This is a genomic window from Bacillus sp. CGMCC 1.16607 (genome assembly GCF_042683745.1).
Taxonomy (GTDB): Bacteria; Bacillota; Bacilli; order Bacillales; family Cytobacillaceae; genus Pseudoneobacillus.
Map to the genome: position 1 here is coordinate 30597 of NZ_JBHUJX010000003.1, position 18172 is coordinate 48768.

Consider the following 18172-nt stretch of genomic DNA (forward strand, 5'->3'; position numbering starts at 1 on the left):
AAATCTACTTTTTTTGAATTAAACCAAAACCAAGTCCAACAGGATCCACTAAATAGGCCAGATAAAAATCATCAAACTCCATTTTATCTCGAACAATCAAAGCTCCATTCTCAATTGCCTTTGCAATGGCCTCATCAATGGAATCAACTTCAATTTGAATTCGGGTACCATGTGGATAATCGTTTGGACCTTTACCAATCCCACCATCAATCCCAGGCTTTTCATGATTTCCTGTCGTGACAGCCCAGTAATCCCAATGCGGCTCAGCCACTTTCCATCCAAAAACATTTGAATAAAAATTTGCTGCTTTTTCAGGATCTTGACTGTTTAATTCAAATCCAACCACTCTAGCCATCTACTTCACCTTCTCTCTAAAAACGCTAATAGGAATAAATAGATATTCTACAACTCTATTCTATTTCCTTCTTCACATAATGAATATTATTCATCTCGTTTAATTTAAGATTTTTCGGAATCCGCAAGTAGATTTTTTGTTCACCAAATCCACTTACTCTATCATTACGGATCGACTCTCCTTTAAATTGCTTGATGACAAATTCCCTGTTTATTAATGTAATATCAATTTTTTGCTGTTTTGGATAATGGATTGCTAGTGTTTGATCAGTTAGAGAAAATTGAATCGGGAGAACCTTGTCAGTAAAATCTAAATCATTGACTAATAACCCCTCACTTAAAACAAAAGCGTCAATTTTTCCGTCATCCGTTGTCTTTCTTTCTACAAAAATATTTGTCCCTGCTTCTTTATTTAGTGTAATTGTAAGCACCTTATTTTCATATTCAAAACCTTGCTTTTGAACGATGCTTTTAGAATCAATCTCATCTAATTTTCCTTCTAGGAGGAAATCATAGATAGGATACTGATTTTCTTCACGAATTCGGTCGTGACTTAGTACGGTACCCGGAAGGAGTGGAGCGACTACTACCGAAAGCATCAATAATCCGACATAAATGAAAAGGATCCAGTGGGTTACTTTGACCGTAACAAATTTAATCCTAGCCCTGAAAAATAAAAAAATGGCCGGGATTGAAACAAGTAGAACAAGTAGAAGAATGGTCGTAATCAAACTCATCGCCTTACCTCCATTCGGTTTAGGATACTAATTGCAGCTATAAATATCAATGCTGTCGTAATGACAATTTTGACAATAAATAAAGCTACTGACGGTTCCATAAAATAGAATTGATAAACATTCCCCAATGATGGCTCTCGTTGAAGGGAGGCATCAAGGAACAGTGATCCAAAAATTAAGATCGGAATAAACCCAATAAATATTTTACTTAATTGGACGAGTGTTCCAACTAAATAACCGAAGGCACTCATACAAAATACATATAAAATGGTCACAAGAATTCCGACAAATAGCTCATTAGCGACAATGGAAAAGCTATAAAACTGATGTTCAAATATAAAGTAACCTAAACATTTTACAAAATAACCTGCTAGCATCGCCGTTATTCCGCCAATCGTGCTTGCCGTTAATAAAAAGAAAACATTTGATAGATTGCTACTTAAACGATTCGTCACAAACGTAAAATCATTATAGCGAAATGGCTTCGTCGTAATGGTAATGCCAGTTGAAAGAGCCCAGAACATAGTAAAGATAATCACCAAATCAGAAGAATAATATTTTACATTAATCGTTATGTTATCCGAACTCGTTCCCATCCCACCAACCCCACCTAATGAGAAGAGAAGTCCAAGCAGTTGAATTCCAACGAGCGAACTAAACGAATCAATATTAGCTTTTAGCTTAAAGATATATTGCTTTTTAACGATTTCCATGAAATGAACTCTCGTCAAAGACATCATCAATTCCTCCTTTCGAGTCATCGGTTAAGTAGACACATAGATCACTGGAGCGCACAGGAGTCATTTCCAAGCCAGCAAGAGCCATTTTTTGAAGAGTGGTTTCGTTAAAATCATTTCTTACGACCGCATACATCATCTTTGCGCCTATATGATTTTTATAGAGTATTTCCTTATTATTAGTCCACTCATGTACCACTTCCGTTAGTCCTTTTAAACCAATCGCCCATTCCTTTAACTCTGTAATGGGTAAATGTAGAAACTTAGTTCCGTTTTTTATTAATAAAACATTCTCCAGTAAATCCTCGATTTCATCCAAATGATGACTGGATAGAATAATCGTGCGGGGAAATGCAATATAATCTTTAAGCAAAGCACGGTAGAAATCCTTCCGTACCGCTGCATCCATCCCCGTTGTCGGCTCATCTAAAATCGTTAATGGACAACGTGCTGCTAAGCCAATAATCATATTAAACGTACTCGTTTTTCCTTTAGACAGCCGATTATGGTAATGCTTAGGATCGAAGGAAAAATGGTCAAATAATTTTTTAGCCAATTGCATATTCCAATTAGGGTAAAAGCTACTAGCTACTTCTAATAACTCATGGAGCTGTAAGGCTGGCGGGAAATTCATTTGATCATCAACAAAAATCGAGTTCACTGACACGTTCAGATTATTAAAAGGTCGTTCTGAAAAAACTTCCACTTCTCCTGAAGTTTCTTTTATAAATCCTGCGATAATTTTTAGCAATGTCGTTTTTCCGGCTCCATTGCGTCCAATCAATCCTGTTATGCTATTTTCTTCAATTTCAAAAGAAAGCTTATTTAAGACATTTTTACGTAAATAAGCTTTCGTTACATTCGTACATTCAATCACCTTCATTATCAGCCCTCCTCCATTTGTGCTGCTTTTATCATCTCAATTAATTCTGTTTCATTTATATCTAAGCGATTAGCTTCTAAAACAAGCTCCTGCACTAATCGCTTCAATGTTTGGCTTTTGCGCTTATTAATAATCATCTCTTTTGCATTAGGAGAAACAAACATTCCAAGCCCTCGCTTTTTATAAAGAATACTTTCTTCAACAAGCAAATTTAGCCCTTTTGCCGCCGTTGCCGGATTAATCGTATACATATCCGCTAATTGATATTGAGAATATACCTTCTGATCACTCTCAAAATGTCCGTTCATAATTTCCGTCTCCAGCCATTCTGCAATTTGCACATAAATCGGCTTGATTCCATCGGTGTTAAGAATTGTCAGCACCCCCTTTATATAGTGCATTACTGTTGTAATGTAGTATATAATTCATTGGAAGATAATTCAAGTATTTAGCATAAAAAAAGCACGTGAAAGATGAGAATTCACTCCCATCTTCACACGTACTAAAAATTTCCTTGATTCTTCCGTAACTTCACACTATACAAACGCATGGCTTCCAAACTGCCTTCAAACTCAAATACACCTTTATCGATGAGCATCCTCAGACGATACTCTAAAAATTCATCACCCACATATTGCTCTAAATGCCCCAGGACCTCACCAATTAGCCTCGCTGATTTCATATATTCTTCCACATTTCGTCTACGATGTAGCCTCTTAGCTTTACTTACTATATAAGAATCATAAAAATCCTCTGGAACACTTTTTATTTTCCCATTCTCCCATATTCGTAAAGACTCTCGATTATCCGCAAGTTCGAGCCAATCTAACTCATAGCGCTCCCTTTCTAGCTCCGTTAAGGCTCCATTTTGTTCACGCTCGTAAATGACTTTGAGCCTTTCAGGTGAGATTTCACCCGAATGTAAAGCAACATAGTGAATCTCGGGTCGATCAAAATACTTCGCATGCATTTTTGTTGTATTGATTATATGAATCTTATTATTTCTTCCCTTTAGTAAATGTAATACATAGCGTAAGCCTGTCTGCTCATGAGCGTTGTCAGCTGTCCAGATGATAATTGGTAAGTATTCTGGAATCATCTTAATTTCGTTCAGCGTTTTTCGAAAGCTTCCTTCATATTCGGAAAAATCCTCAGGTGAATAATTTTGACTGCTTTTTACCCATTCAAATCTTTCCTTTTTACCTGTTTCTTCATGTAACTTCCAAATTGGGCCAACCGAGAACATGTCCCATAAAGAAATGACATGTTCCCCTTCAATATCTAAATCCTTTAGTACTACTTTTAAACAGCCTGCAGGAGATGGTCCAAATAGGATATGAATCCTTTTTGGTGCCCAGTCTTTATCAGTTTCTACTTTCGTTCTATTGAATAATGCTCTGTACATCTTATGTATATCCTTTACTAACTCCTCTTTAGAGTATTCTGTATTATCTAAAAAGTTGCTCCTAAGAAAGATATGGAGTAGTAATGACTTCACTTCTTCTTCTGAAAGATCTTGAATCTCTCTTTTCAGTTCTTCTAATTCCAATTCCTCTCCTCCTTAGCAACCAAACACACGGATGCAGTAAAACACATTTCCATTTTATGTTATTTCAAAGGTTAAAGAAACACATATTTATCAGTCCGATCAAGCTCATAAGAAAAGAGCGCGGCGTCTTAATATAACCAGAACTACTTTAAGTCTTAACATTCAAATTGATCGATGTATTGCTAGTATACTAATCTTATTTAATAGACGACTAAAAATGCTTTATAAACATTTTTGTTGAGCAGGCTAAAATTCCGCACGGAAACTATTATCAGTATTTCGAAGATAGAACTGGCCTCTATAAATTTATCATTATGATATTATCGGAAGCCAAAAACAAAGTTTGCCCATCATCAGGGTAACAGATATATTACATATATCTATACAACCCATTTTCCTGTATAATATAGGAATAATAAAATTCTTTTGGATGGTGAATCCTAATGCCAATACCTACTCATCATTCTAAGCCGGTTCGAATATCTGCAAAAGAAAGCGCATTCAATCAACTTCAACAATGGATTATTGACGGGACATTGCTTCCAGGTGAGAAATTGAATGATAAGGAGCTTGCCGAAGCCTTAGGTGTTAGCAGAACTCCGATCCGTGAATCTTTGCAACTCCTTGAAGCACAAGACTTCGTAAAAATGTACCCTGGTAAGGCAACTCAAGTATCGGAGGTTGAAAAAGAATCCATTACAGATCTTCTTCCACCCTTAGCAGCATTGCAAGCGTTATCCGCTGAACTGGCCATCCCTCACTTAACGGATGATGTCATCTCGTTACTAGAAAATTCAAATGAACGATTTGCTATAGCTGTCCGTTCGGAAAATTATTTTTCCGCCCTAAAAATCGATGAAGAATTCCATCAAATCATCGTTGATACGGCGAACAATCCGTATATTCTTAAAATGGTCTCGTCACTGCAAGCACACGTGAGGAGATTATTTTTCCACAATTCGATTGTCTTAACAGACAAGTCGATAGACGAGCATAAGGCAATCATTGAATCGCTAAAAGAAAACGACGCAGCAAACGTTTCTGCGATTATGCGGAAAAATTGGCTCCGTGCGATTGAAGAATTTCGTTCGCTAAAAACGAAATGAATGTAAAAGCCGGTTTCCTCAAACATTAAGGAAACCGGCTTTTACTGTAAAAAAATATAAAGTGAAGCTTCGAGCATTAGGGTTTTCTTCATCCCTCAATTTTGTAATCGGCAAATTTCTTTATGCTTGAGCCATGGATAATCTTTGTATACGAACAGCTATTCCTGTAATCAGGATAACAACTACAACTGGCAACAACCAGCCAAGCCCTGCGCTGTATAGTGGCAATGCTCGTTCATAAAATGACACAATCGGTTCTATCCATTTGAAATAGGGAATACCGAATAGATCACAAAACGTTTTAAGGCCATCAATTGAACTAATCATGAACCCCACTGCTGTCGCTGCCACATAAACAACACGTGAATGGTTAAATATCGGTGACAAAAACGTTAGAAGCATTAAGACAACTGAAAGCGGATATAAGAACATTAAGACTGGAATTGAATACATAATGATGTTCGATAATCCGAAGTTTGCAATAACGAATGAGAATAGTGAAAAGAAAATAACAAACTTTTTGTAGCTTACTTTCGGTAATAAAGTGTGGAAGTACTCACCACAGGCTGTAATCAATCCTATACTTGTAGTTAAACATGCAAGTAGAATAACAATTGACAGCATCACTGTTCCAAACATTCCGAAATAATAGGATGCCGTACTACTGAGTACAGCCCCTCCTGTTTCAAAAATACCGAATCTTCCTGTGCTCGTTGCACCAAGATAAGCGACTCCAACATAGATAAGGGCGAGGAATATAACCGCGACCATTCCCGATTTTACTGTTGCAGACAGAACTTCACGTTTAGATGTTACACCTAACGCACGGATCGCATTGATGACGATAATTCCGAAAACAAGCGAAGCGAGCGCGTCCATGGTGTTATACCCTTCCAAGAAACCCTTCGCAAATGCTCCACTCGTGTATGCGTCTTGAGGCGCCTCAATTGATCCCATTGGTTTTACAATTACAAAAACTAATAATACGAAGAGAAGAATAATAATCCCCGGTGATAGAATCTTTCCAACCCGGTCGACAATTTTCGCTGGATTTAAAGAAAGCCACAAGGTAACACCGAAAAATAACAGTGTAAAAATGAACAAGCCAACCTGTTCAAACCCTTCACCTACAAATGGTGATATTCCGATATCATAAGCAACTGTCCCTGTACGTGGAGTTGCAAAAAAAGGCCCAATCGTCAAATACAGAAGTGAAGTAAAAACGACTGCATAGCCTGGATGAATTCGACTCGCAAGTTCCTGCAAGTTAGAACTTCCCGAAAAACCCATAGCCAAAATTCCAATAAAAGGTAATCCAACTCCCGTAATTAAAAAACCGATCATTGCTGGCCAAATGTTCGTTCCGGCATTTTGGCCTAATTGTGCCGGGAAAATTAGATTTCCAGCTCCAAAAAATAAGGCAAATAACATGACCCCTATAACAAAGTATGATGAAAATGGCAGTTTAGTCTTCATATTATCCGCTCCCCCAAAGATGTAAAATTTATTTCTAGTTCAAGAAATATATCGATTTGTATGCAATATATCACTTGAAATATATTACTTCTATTCTTGAAAAATTTCAATATTTTTTATGGAATGTTTCGAAAATTTTAAAAGATACGCTGAGATTTCTATCCTACATAAGAGCCATGAAAGACTTTTTCGATGGAAAGCCATTGAGTTTTGTCCTTCATAACGGACATAAAAAACTTTTAATGGAAAAACAGAAAATTTAGTTCTTCATAAATTCATTTAGAAAAAACTTTCTCTTTTTTTCAAAAAACTATAATAAAATTAAAAAAGCCATAAAAAAAAAGAACCGGATTAACATACCAATCGTACGTATCCCGATTCTTTATAACGCTTATTTATTAAAATACTGAGATAACCGCTCCATTTTTATGGATGACAGTGACTTTTTGACCCGATTTTTTTTGATAATCAGAAGCAGCACCGTATGGAACTTTTAAAACTAACGGTTTACCTTTTTGATCAAATTCTACCGTAAAGTTGTCAGCTGCACCAACGATTTGGGCTTCTGAAAAATAGGTGGATCCTGGTATAACTAGCCGTTGACCAATAAGAACCATTTCCTTACTAAGTCCATTCTCCTTAACCAAATCTTGCACTGTTACACCAAAACGTTCGGCAATTCCCCATAATGAATCTCCAGGAAAAACAGTGTAGACTATTTTTTCACCATGAGAGAGAGTTACCACTGGCACTCGGATTTGTTGACCAATGATAATTTGATCATTATAAAAACAATTTATCTTTTTCAATTCATTTACCGTGATATCGAACTTTTTTGCGAGATAATAAAGACTATCTCCTTTTTGGACAGTGTACAGATTAGAATGCTCTTCTTTTTGAGGGACCATTATTTCGCCAGGTACCACAAGCTGCTGGCCAATAATAATCTTCTGTGATGTTAAAGCATTTGCTTCCATTAACAGCTCTACACTTACTTGATACTTTTTAGAAAGAAGATATAAATTATCATTCTTTTTTACTGTGTAATTTATGCCGCATGCTCCTGCTTTACCATTCATAAAGACTAATGCTGTAATAGCTCCAGTGATTGTGGCAACAGCTATTTTCTTATTACGAGCTCTCATTTTTTCCTTACGTGCTTCTGCGATTCTTTGTTTCCTCTTTAATGAAATTGTTTCCAATGTCCATGCTCCCCAATAATCTCTAGTTAGTAATTTTAGATTAAAATCCTATATAAGATTACGAAGTAGGGAGGGATTTTTTGACTATATTTCTAAAAATTTTATATATATCCATATTTCCAGAGGGCATTTTTCATCCTACCGCTTTTTTCAATTTCTCTATGTTAGGCATATTTTGTTTAGAATACAGCTCTTTATAATAACCGTTTCGTTGTAATAGACTTTGGTGATTTCCTCTTTCGATTATTTCACCATTTTTCATAACAAAAATCGTATCCGCATTTAAGATCGTTGAGAGACGGTGAGCAATCATAATGATCGTTTTGTCATTGTCAAATTGATTGATAGATTCCTGAACGAGCTTTTCACTTTCATTATCCAGTGCACTAGTTGCTTCGTCCAAGATGATCAGTGATGGATTTTTCAAAAATACACGAGATAATGCAATACGCTGCTTTTGTCCACCCGAAAGCTTGATTCCTCTTTCACCGATTTCTGTCTCATAACCATTTGGCATGGCTGAAATAAATTCATGGGCAAACGCCTTTTTGGCAGCAGTAATGATTTCCGCATCCGTCGCATCAAGCTTTGCCATTTTAATATTATCTTTAATCGAAGTACTAAATAAAAAGTTATCCTGTGTCACAATTCCCATATGCTCCCTAAGACTAGAAGTAGAATAATCTTTAATATTTACTCCATCGATTAAAACTTGCCCCTTTGATACGTCATACATTCTTAACAATAGCTGCAAAATCGTGCTTTTGCCTCCTCCACTCTCTCCTACAAATGCATAGGTTTTACCTTTTTTGAGTTCCAAAGAAACATTTTGAATGATTTTGTTTTGTCCATCGTAAGAAAAAGACACGTCTTGAAGATCAATTGAATGAGTGAACTGTTTTAATTCAACAGGATTTGCTTTTTCTTTAATCATCTTCGGTGTACTAAAGAAGTCAAATATTCTTTGCAAAGCAACACTTCCTTCAGTGATAGCAGGATAAGCATTCACCAAAGCCGCAACAGGACTTCTCATTTTATCGACATAAGCAAAAAAGGCAATTAAACTACCCATTGTTAAATGACCATCCAGTACAAATAGACTTGCAATGATAGCCACGATAAAAGGCGTCATATCACTCAAAACATTGACCGAAGCTAACATGATGGCATTTATCTTCGCATGATGATCGGTTAGCTTATCGAAATGGGCTAAATGTTGATCAAGTTGCTCCTTGTCACGTTGTTCTGAAGCAAACAATTTGGAAAGAAACGCCCCTTGTATTTTTTCAAAAATAAAGCCACTCATCACCGAACGGTAGCTCATCATACTCCGGGTAGATTTCTTGAATCTTTTTGATAGAAAATGAGCTAAAACAAATTGAAAGCCAACTAGTGCTACAGACAAGAATGTTAATTTTACATTTAAGGTAAGCATTACCACAACAACGAATAGTAGTACAATCATTTCAATAAAGATGTTACCAAACACAGCAGTTAAAAATCCTCTCACCTTTTCGATATCGTCGAAGAAGCGTGTTCCGATTTCACCGCTTTTGTTATCTACAAAATACTTAGCATCTAGAGAATGAACTTTTTTAAAGGCATCTTGGCGTAGTTTTTTTATAATATTGTTGTTCGCCTTTTGAATACAAAATTGTCTTACATATTCCATTGGAGTTCTAATGAACAGAAAAACAGCAAGCATCCCTATGGCAATGTACAATAATTGTTCAAGTTTATCGGAATGAGACAATTGTTCATTTTGAAGCAAGTGATCAAAAATAAATTTTAATATCAATGGAACAAATAGTGGGATCAGGAACCGAAATAGGCTTCCAACAAATCCAATTATATATAAGCTCTTTACCTGTTTTACATATGGTAGAAATTGCTTGAAATCATTCAATGAGAAAACTCCTTTCCTTGGTTGAGATGATTTCATTTTACGGCGTTTCTCCTCCTTAAAAACCGCAGTCTTTCTGTATCATGACCGCATGGTTTTTGAGTCATCCCGCAAGTTTTTTGTGGTAGACCGAATAGAATTGAAAAAACCGCCATTAGAGGAGAGTATGTCAATAGCCCTCTAATGGCGGTTTCTCAATATCTTTTTTCTTTTTCGAAGGATTTAGGGATATTAATGTAATAGAAAGCAATACACAAGTAGCTCCTATTAAATGATACCAATATATTTTTTCTCCCAAAATAAAATATGCAAATACAATTGCACTAATTGGCATAAAAGCAGTAAATACTGCAGTTGAGCCACCAGGTAACTCTATAACAGCTTGATTCATTAAGATTACTGCTACGACAGTAACAATTACTGCAGAATAAAGCACAAGAATCAATACTTTCCAATCAATGCTCGTAAAGTCATAAGTCAATGCATCCTTAATTGCTAATGGTAAAAACAAAACAGCTCCAATTATTACTACAAATGCACTTGTTTCCAAAGGACTATGATTTTTAGATACTAATTTTCCAAAGGTAATAAAAATTGACTCTCCAAACACTGCTAACAGGATTAAGAAATTACCCAATAATGAAGAAGTAGACCACGAAGAATTAGTAGTCGCTCCAAATATATTAATTATAATCGTACCAATTAATGCAATGACTATTCCCACAGTTTGATTAATATTTAGTCTTTCTTTTAATAAAAATATAGATACAATACTAACAAAAGCTGGTGTTAGGCTTGTGATAAGTCCACTTTCTAATGCACTAGTAAACTTTGTTCCGTACAATAAAAAAATACTAAATAGAAAAACACCTAGTAATGCTTGAATAAAAAATATCTTTGCATCATTTTTCTTAGGTATAGAAAAACTCTTCTCCTGCTTAACTAATAAAAATATAAAAATCAAGGATGCTATTCCTAGCCTTAGCTCCGAAAATAGAAAAATAGGCATTTTAGCAGATGCAATTTTGTTTAGAGCGATAAATGTACCAATTAAACTCATTGCAGTAATGATTTTTATATAAGGGCTAAAGTTCCTTATAATCATCCCCTCCACTAATGTATTTTTTAAAAGATTATTTCTTGTAATTGTTCTTTTTACTAATGTAATGCTTGTCTAGAATTGCCTTTGATTATTGTGAGGCATTTCTGTTTGGAGATTATTCTGTGAAAGGTTTGGCATGGAAGCTAGATGATGTTAAAACCTTATCTACACCTATCGAAACGTTAAATAGTTGTATGTGACTACATTCTTGTAACCTAACTATTCAAGTACGGATAAACGATTGTTGAGGCAGTCGTTCTTGCCACTTCTTCCCCCATTAATTTTCCTACTATATAAAGTGACATATCGATGCCCGCAGATACTCCCCCTGAGGTTAATACATTTCCATTATCAACAAAACGTACATCTCGTAACACTTCAATATCTGGATATTTTCTTTCTAAATAATTAAAAGCAAGTGGATGAGTAGTCGCTTTTTTATTTTTTAACACCCCTGCTTCCGCTAACAAAATAGCACCAGAACAAATAGAAGCGATTATTTCACTTGATTGACTAAAAGTAGAAATCCAATTAAGTAATTCCTTATCCTGCAGTCCTGCTTCAATCGCCTTCATAGGGCCACCTGGGATAATGGCGATATCTAAGGTTTGATTTAAATTTTCAAAACTAAAGTCTGGAATTATTCTAAGACCATTATTTGAGGTAACAACCCTACCATCTTTGGAAATCGTCCATACTTTAAATGGCTTCCTTTCTACTGATATGCCTTGTGTTAATAATTCTGGTACTTCATTGACATCTTTCGCAGTGAGAGAAAACACTTCAAATGGTCCTGAATAGTCTAATACATCTACATCATCAAATAAAACGATTCCAACATTCCACTGGTTTTTCATTTACATTCACTCCAAATATTAATTTATTTCAATTACAAATGGGAAAGCTCTTACTTTTCCATTTTATCTACCTGTCATTCCTTGATTTTCAACTGGTTATTGACCATTCAGTATATAATTCGCCTATCAACCAGAAGATACTGCTTTTACATGGTGGTACTGACTTTTCTGAAGATGCAGTTTCCGTCCCCATCCATAGAAAACAATACTAACTAAAGAAAATAAAGCGAACGTAAGAAACATCGTTTTACCACCAAATGAAGCGAGTAGTATCCCACCAAACCAAGGTCCTATGAAGTTACCAAACTCACTAAACCCTTGGGCTCCATAATACATACCTCGCATCCCATGCGGGGTGATTTCATCCAGCTGAGCATATTCCGATGGGATGATCAAAATTTCTCCAAACGTGAATATGATCATAGCAAGGATCAAGCCAGACCAGCTTGTTGAAAAGGCAAATCCTATTTCACCAATAGCAAATAACAAGCTTCCAAAGACAATACGACTGAAAAGTCCGAACCTTTCAGACCACCTTGTAATGAACACTTGAGTTAAAATAACAGTGATTCCATTTATACTCATCAAGTAGCCGAAAAGCTTAATGCCATCGGATATATTTGTTTTTAAGTATTGGGAAAAAGTAACGGACATTTCACCATGAACAGCCGTAAGTAGAATACTCCCAATAATAAATAGTAGAAGTACCTTATCTTTTCTAAATACGTTCCAAGCTCCGATAATGGTTACCTTTTCAGTACTTTCTGAATCGATTTCCTCAAAATTATTAGAACGAACTAGGGTTCCCAATAGAAGGAAAAGAATAAAATACATGTTAGCTGTCAGAACAAACGCTATCGTGTTTCCTGCCAAGCCAAAAAGGGTTCCAATAATTGGACCTATTGAATACCCAATATTCCCTGCCAGATATCGATTAGAAAATACTCTAAATCTTTTTTCCTTCGGCGTTACATCCGCCATCAATGCCTTTGAAATCGTTAAGAAAAAAGAAGAGAAAAGACCGCGAAGAATATTTAATAGGAATAGAAATAATGGCTGGCTAGTAAACACAAAGCCTATAAATACAAAGCCCAATACAATTAGACTAAGTAGCATCAAGCGATTTCTACCAAAGAAATCAGATAGAGTTCCTCCTACAAATCCACCTACAGTAGCAGTTAAAGCACCGGCACCAACAATCAGTCCAAGAGTAGCTGGATCTAAGTGAGCGGTATTCATCAGATAAATGGGCAAATAGATGACACTCATAGAACTAGTTAAGCTAATAAACACGGTACCTAACATTAATAAATGGACGAGAGGATGGTAGGCTTTAAAATAAGTAGAGAACCTGAACATATCTTTCTCCTTTTATATAATTGAGGCGAAAAAGTGCATTTTTCGCCTCATAACTATTTTTTAGGGCACATTTACAACATAAGGTACCGTAAACACTTGACCGTCCTTTTGGAATTGCCCCCATATTTTATATACTCCACTTTCTGGAAAATTGGTTTCAAAAACGGCTTCTGGCCCGCTTCCTTGATCTTCCAATGCATGAACGTGTAAATAGCGCTCACCGTTTTCTGATAAAATTACGACATGCCCAATCGAACCTAAATATGGTTCGAGGTCAGAAATAGGTTGATTGATTTCATCTGTCAGTGTGAACTTCAGTGATAGTTCTTTCTTAGCCTCTATCTGAGGATTAATCGTTAATGTCACCTTCTTGCCATTAATCGTCTTCTCGAGACTCTCATCCACAGTAATAGCAACTGGCTGAGCACTAGCGCCCTCGATATTCACCCACTCCATCTTACTCATTGAACTTCCATTTTTCGGTTTGAAATCAGCGACCATCCGGTACTCACCACCAGCAGGAAACTCATTTACGATTTCAAATACTCCATTACCTTTGTACTCTGGATGAATGTGGTTAAAATAGGATAGATCCTTGCTTACGACAATTAAATGTAGTAATTTTTCATGGTTAACCTCAAAATCATTAATTGGCTCATCATTATTTGTAATTTTAAGTCTAATAAGCTTTTCATGGTTGGGAGCTTGATCTGCATCAAGCTCCCATTCTACTTTCACATCATCCGTGACAATTCTATCACTCACCTCAATAATTTCTTCTTTTTCCCAAGAGGTTTTCGTTCCACAGGCAGTAAGCATCACAGTCAATAAACCCATTAAAATAACCCGTTTATTCATATCGCAATGCCTCATTCAGTGGAGTTTTGGCTGCCTTTCTTGATGGAGTAAAACTTGAAATTAAACTAATAACGATTCCGAACAGGAAGATGATCATCATAATCATTGGTGAAACACCAAATTCAAATGTTAAGGAATTGACCTCTACAAAACTAGAGGTGAGATAGATTAAGAGAATTCCAAATAAGATACCAATGACAGTTGCAGAAAGACCTATACCAAACCCTTCTAGTAAAATCATTCTTATAATTTGACCCCTAGTAACCCCTACCGCACGCATCATCGCTATTTCTCGTACCCGTTCCATAATATTAATCAGCAAGGTATTCGTAATCCCGATACCAGAAACAATAATTCCAAGGACAACAAGTGCATTAATGATGGTAAAAGATCCTGTGATCGTACCGCCGATCATCGAAACCCAATCCTCAGGGCCCCACATTTCTTCGATTCTTTCACCAAATTGGTCGTAAATGTTTTCCCTCAATTGAAGAGGACTCGTTTGTTCATCCTTGATCACCAATATATTTCTCTCATATTTCACACCGAAATTCTTCTTGAAATGCTCTTCGTCCATAAAAGCGCTATAACCGCTATTTTTCATTGTCGTAACCACATCGACTACTTTAAAGGATTTTTCACCCTCCAAAGTACTTAAAGTGATACTGTCACCAATCTTTCCTCCCCAAACTCCAAAAGAAGTTTCATCAAGTATAATTTCATTACTGTCTAATTCCTTAATCAATTGACTATGCGATCCTTTTGAACCAGTAAATAGCGGGAAACGGTCAATCCATTCCTCCCCTACGCCGAATACTGGGAGCATCCGTTTCTCACCGTCCATTTGCCAAACGATGTTTTGCAATGAATAGGTGGATGCATCTGCAACACCTTCAGTATTTCTGATGATTCCGATATCTTCTTTCTCAATATGATGGAACATGATGTCTAGGTTCCCACCATATGATTGATGAATGACTCGTTCATACGATTGTAAAAGCGCAGAATTTAATGAGCTCATTAACACAATCATCGCAATCCCTAGACATAGAATGACAGAAGTCATAGAAGTTCTGCCGATATTCCGATTTAAATTACGAATCGCCACGTCTCCTGAAAATTTGAATACAGGACGATAGAACCCTTTCAACAGAAGACTAAATAATTTAAAAAGATAAGGAAATAACAAGGCGATTCCTATCATAAGCGGAAGAACCAATATCAAATGCTTAATAAAGAAGCTTGATAGAATAAGGAGTATCCCGATGATTCCAAGCCACTTATTATTACTACTGGCTTTGGCCTTGTTCTCTTTTAATATTTCAATAACACTTACCTTACCCACCTTTCGAATTGGATACGAGGAGGCAAGGAGTGGGACGAGTAAACCAGCAATCACTGACACAATCAGACCCGTTGTAAGTACCATGCTACTAGTACTTTGGACACCATAAAGCATGAAAATGAGTGCTTTTAGTCCAAGAGCAAGACCGTAACCGACCAAGAGGCCAAAGACAGTTCCGATGATAGCTAGTAGAAAAATTTCTGTCAGTACCATTACTTGTAGCTGGCTAGGTGTATAACCGATCGTCTTCAACACAGCAAATTCATTTTTTCGTTCTTTAATGCTAACGTACAGTGAATTAAAAATGATAAAAGCACTTAGTGCGATTCCTAGGAATCCTGCAATATATAAAGCTAAAAAGAAAGTGTTAAGGTCTTTAAAAACGGTGTCAAAGTTTACGACCATCGGCTGTAGGTAAATACCGGAATTCTCTTTTACTAGATGGTCCAATTCGTGCTCAACTGCCTCAAGTTGATTAGGACTTTTTGCTTTAACCTGAATGGCTTGGATTTTTGCATCTAAATCAAACCAATTTTGGACAACAGGTAAAGGCACCGCTACTGCCCAATGGTGATATTTAGCCATATTCCAGCTGGACGGACCCATTAGATCCTTGGTGTACTTAACAATGGCAGATACCTTGATCTTTTTCACACCATTGTCTGTATCAAAGGTAATCGTATCACCCACTTTAGATCCCCAGACTTTGGCCGTTCGATCGGTAATAACTGCCCCATCAGATCCTAAATTACCTTCAATTAATTTGAAACCAGTAACGGGAGTATCGAATTGACTATAACCAGTTATCATCACTCTTTTTTGTATAGATGATATTCCCTTTTCTTCTGTAACAAGCTTCGTATTTTCCTTTAGCATAGCAACAGATGTGTAATCCTCACTTTTCTCCATCTGCTTGTGAACATCTTCTGAAAAATAAGCTTCCGTACCAGCTATATTAAAATCAGCTTTTGCAAAAGCTTCTTTTATATAGATTGGAAAAGCCTTTTCCGCCGTATCGACTGCTGCAATAACACCAAACGTAGAAGCCACTCCAATGATAATCGACATGATGGTGAGGAAGGTCCTCATCTTCCGCCGCATTAAGTTACGCCATGCGATTTGCCACTGTTTCATTTCGATATCCTCCCTTACGACCTTCATCAACGATTAAGCCATCTCTCACGACAATAATTCTGTCTGCTGCCTGGGCTGCCTGCTGATCATGAGTGACCATAACAACGGTAATTTGTTCTTCCTTATTTAACTTTGACAAGAGCTGTAAGATGTCTTTTCCATTTTTCTGATCAAGATTTCCCGTCGGTTCATCTGCCAAAATTAATTTCGGTTTCATTGCCAACGCTCTAGCGATCGCTACTCTCTGCTGTTGACCTCCGCTTAACTGGGATGGAAATTGCGACTCTTTCCCTTCTAGATTTACATCTGCTATCAATTTTTGGACCGTTGATTTGATATCCGCTTTTGAAGCGTTATTTGCTGAAAGTGCTAGTGCTATATTTTCTCCGACCGTCATCATCGGGAGAAGCTGATAGTTCTGAAATACAAAGCCAACCTTTGTACGTCTAAAAAGAGTAAGCTCTTTTTCGTTCAATCCATTTAAATGAATGTCATCAACCATGATCTTTCCGGATGTCGGAAGATCGAGTCCGCCCAGCAGCTGAAGAAGTGTGCTTTTACCTGATCCGCTTGGACCCATGATTGCAACAAACTCCCCTCTACTAATGTGGATATTGTTATTTTTTAACGCAAAGAAATCTCCTGACTCTAATGGGTATACTTTTGAAACATCTTGAACTGTTATCATAGAAAAACCTCCATTTTTTTGAATATCAATTTCTATCCCACTCTTAACGGGCAGTAAGACCCCCATCTCAAGATTTTCTGAGTGAACAAAGAAGATAGGTGGGGGATCAACTGCCCGTAAAGGTCCGATTAGTTCAACTAACCATCAGTGGGGGATGAAGAAAACCCCCACTGATGGTAGTTTCACTTTATAGTGACTAAGTATTGGATGATTTCATTCTACGGTGTTTCTACTCCTTACAAACCGCAGACATTTTGAGAAGCACCGCAGAATTTTGGGGTACTGCCGCATCTATTTTGCAGCCATCACTGACAAAAAAATAAACCTTAACAAGAATGGTTAAGGTTGGTAGCTCTTCGTTCATTAAATCATTAATTTTTGATTGGTCTTCTGTTTCCTTGTCTTGATTAGATGTATAGCACCAACAAAGCATGCTAAAATCACTACTGATACAAATAAGATGATTAAGTACATTGGCAAGAATTTTAAGGAAATGGCAATCCAGGCAAACATAAGTGACACAGGGCTTATCGCTTTAAGTAATTTATAAACTACTTTAACCACTCCAGACCGAATAAATGGGGTTGCTTCTAACAATAAAATAGTCGGGTTCATGATTGTACCAAATACAAGTGGGATAACGATATAGGAGTGAAATCGTGTTTCCATCGACAATTCCAATAAGTACACAAAACCAATTGCGAAAGCTTGCATGAAGAAATCGATATGGGCTGATGTAAGCTTTCTAGCATTAACAAAAATTCTTTTCATGATTGTATCCTTTTGATAATGAACTGCCGCAAGAGGTAGCGACAAAAAAATTCCAATCATAAAGGAAAATAATCCCCATTGTAATAATAGATCATTCATCTACGTTCATCC

Annotated in this window: 17 protein-coding genes; 1 reads left to right on the forward strand and 16 read right to left on the reverse strand. The window is 36.6% G+C overall.

Going from position 1 to position 18172, the window contains the following annotated elements:
• Positions 1-4 precede the first annotated feature (4 nt).
• The 6 genes from ACFSO7_RS00375 to ACFSO7_RS00400 all read right to left on the reverse strand — a co-directional run bounded on the left by ACFSO7_RS00375 (position 5) and on the right by ACFSO7_RS00400 (position 4260).
• Positions 5-355 (reverse strand): VOC family protein, encoded by a 351-nt coding sequence (locus tag ACFSO7_RS00375; protein WP_377874333.1) that lies wholly within the window; start codon positions 353-355, stop codon positions 5-7.
• 55 nt (positions 356-410) lie between these two features.
• Entirely contained in the window at positions 411-1091 is a 681-nt protein-coding gene (locus tag ACFSO7_RS00380) for a hypothetical protein (RefSeq protein WP_377874335.1), read from the reverse strand.
• On the reverse strand, positions 1088-1828 hold the full coding sequence (locus tag ACFSO7_RS00385) for a hypothetical protein (protein WP_377874336.1): 741 nt from the start codon (positions 1826-1828) through the stop codon (positions 1088-1090). The genes ACFSO7_RS00380 and ACFSO7_RS00385 overlap by 4 nt, the downstream gene beginning before the upstream one ends.
• The gene (locus tag ACFSO7_RS00390) at positions 1791-2711 is read right to left on the reverse strand and encodes an ATP-binding cassette domain-containing protein (protein WP_377874337.1); all 921 of its coding nucleotides are present in this window, start codon (positions 2709-2711) and stop codon (positions 1791-1793) included. Before ACFSO7_RS00390 ends, ACFSO7_RS00385 begins: the two co-directional genes overlap by 38 nt.
• Before the next feature lie 2 nt (positions 2712-2713).
• The gene (locus tag ACFSO7_RS00395) at positions 2714-3112 is read right to left on the reverse strand and encodes a GntR family transcriptional regulator (RefSeq protein WP_377874339.1); all 399 of its coding nucleotides are present in this window, start codon (positions 3110-3112) and stop codon (positions 2714-2716) included.
• Between the two features lie 101 nt (positions 3113-3213).
• Positions 3214-4260: a DUF1835 domain-containing protein gene (locus tag ACFSO7_RS00400; RefSeq protein WP_377874341.1), complete on the reverse strand. Its 1047-nt coding sequence runs from the start codon at positions 4258-4260 to the stop codon at positions 3214-3216.
• Positions 4261-4703: 443 nt separating this feature from the next.
• On the opposite strand from ACFSO7_RS00400, the gene ACFSO7_RS00405 reads away from it, so the two are divergent.
• Positions 4704-5366, forward strand: a complete 663-nt coding sequence (locus ACFSO7_RS00405) for a GntR family transcriptional regulator (protein ID WP_377874343.1) — start codon at positions 4704-4706, stop codon at positions 5364-5366.
• A gap of 120 nt (positions 5367-5486) precedes the next feature.
• Here the strand turns inward: ACFSO7_RS00405 and brnQ are convergent, their stop codons facing one another.
• The 10 genes from brnQ to ACFSO7_RS00455 all read right to left on the reverse strand — a co-directional run bounded on the left by brnQ (position 5487) and on the right by ACFSO7_RS00455 (position 18160).
• Complete coding sequence (brnQ, locus tag ACFSO7_RS00410) at positions 5487-6842, reverse strand: branched-chain amino acid transport system II carrier protein (RefSeq protein WP_377874345.1); 1356 nt, start codon at positions 6840-6842, stop codon at positions 5487-5489.
• A 398-nt stretch (positions 6843-7240) separates the two neighbouring features.
• Positions 7241-8044, reverse strand: coding sequence for a LysM peptidoglycan-binding domain-containing protein (locus ACFSO7_RS00415; RefSeq protein WP_377874346.1), 804 nt, complete (start codon positions 8042-8044; stop codon positions 7241-7243).
• Between the two features lie 133 nt (positions 8045-8177).
• A complete protein-coding gene (locus ACFSO7_RS00420; protein ID WP_377874347.1) occupies positions 8178-9950 on the reverse strand; it encodes an ABC transporter ATP-binding protein in 1773 nt (590 codons plus the stop codon).
• 166 nt (positions 9951-10116) lie between these two features.
• Complete coding sequence (locus ACFSO7_RS00425; RefSeq protein WP_377874349.1) at positions 10117-11052, reverse strand: DMT family transporter; 936 nt, start codon at positions 11050-11052, stop codon at positions 10117-10119.
• Positions 11053-11264: 212 nt separating this feature from the next.
• The gene (locus tag ACFSO7_RS00430) at positions 11265-11906 is read right to left on the reverse strand and encodes a DJ-1/PfpI family protein (RefSeq protein ID WP_377874351.1); all 642 of its coding nucleotides are present in this window, start codon (positions 11904-11906) and stop codon (positions 11265-11267) included.
• 126 nt (positions 11907-12032) lie between these two features.
• On the reverse strand, positions 12033-13265 hold the full coding sequence (locus ACFSO7_RS00435) for an MDR family MFS transporter (RefSeq protein WP_377874353.1): 1233 nt from the start codon (positions 13263-13265) through the stop codon (positions 12033-12035).
• Between the two features lie 60 nt (positions 13266-13325).
• A complete protein-coding gene (locus ACFSO7_RS00440; RefSeq protein WP_377874355.1) occupies positions 13326-14123 on the reverse strand; it encodes a hypothetical protein in 798 nt (265 codons plus the stop codon).
• Positions 14116-16602, reverse strand: a complete 2487-nt coding sequence (locus ACFSO7_RS00445) for an FtsX-like permease family protein (protein WP_377874357.1) — start codon at positions 16600-16602, stop codon at positions 14116-14118. The genes ACFSO7_RS00440 and ACFSO7_RS00445 overlap by 8 nt, the downstream gene beginning before the upstream one ends.
• Complete coding sequence (locus tag ACFSO7_RS00450; RefSeq protein WP_377874358.1) at positions 16574-17290, reverse strand: ABC transporter ATP-binding protein; 717 nt, start codon at positions 17288-17290, stop codon at positions 16574-16576. Before ACFSO7_RS00450 ends, ACFSO7_RS00445 begins: the two co-directional genes overlap by 29 nt.
• Positions 17291-17653: 363 nt before the next feature.
• The gene (locus ACFSO7_RS00455; RefSeq protein ID WP_377874360.1) at positions 17654-18160 is read right to left on the reverse strand and encodes a hypothetical protein; all 507 of its coding nucleotides are present in this window, start codon (positions 18158-18160) and stop codon (positions 17654-17656) included.
• Positions 18161-18172 lie beyond the last annotated feature (12 nt).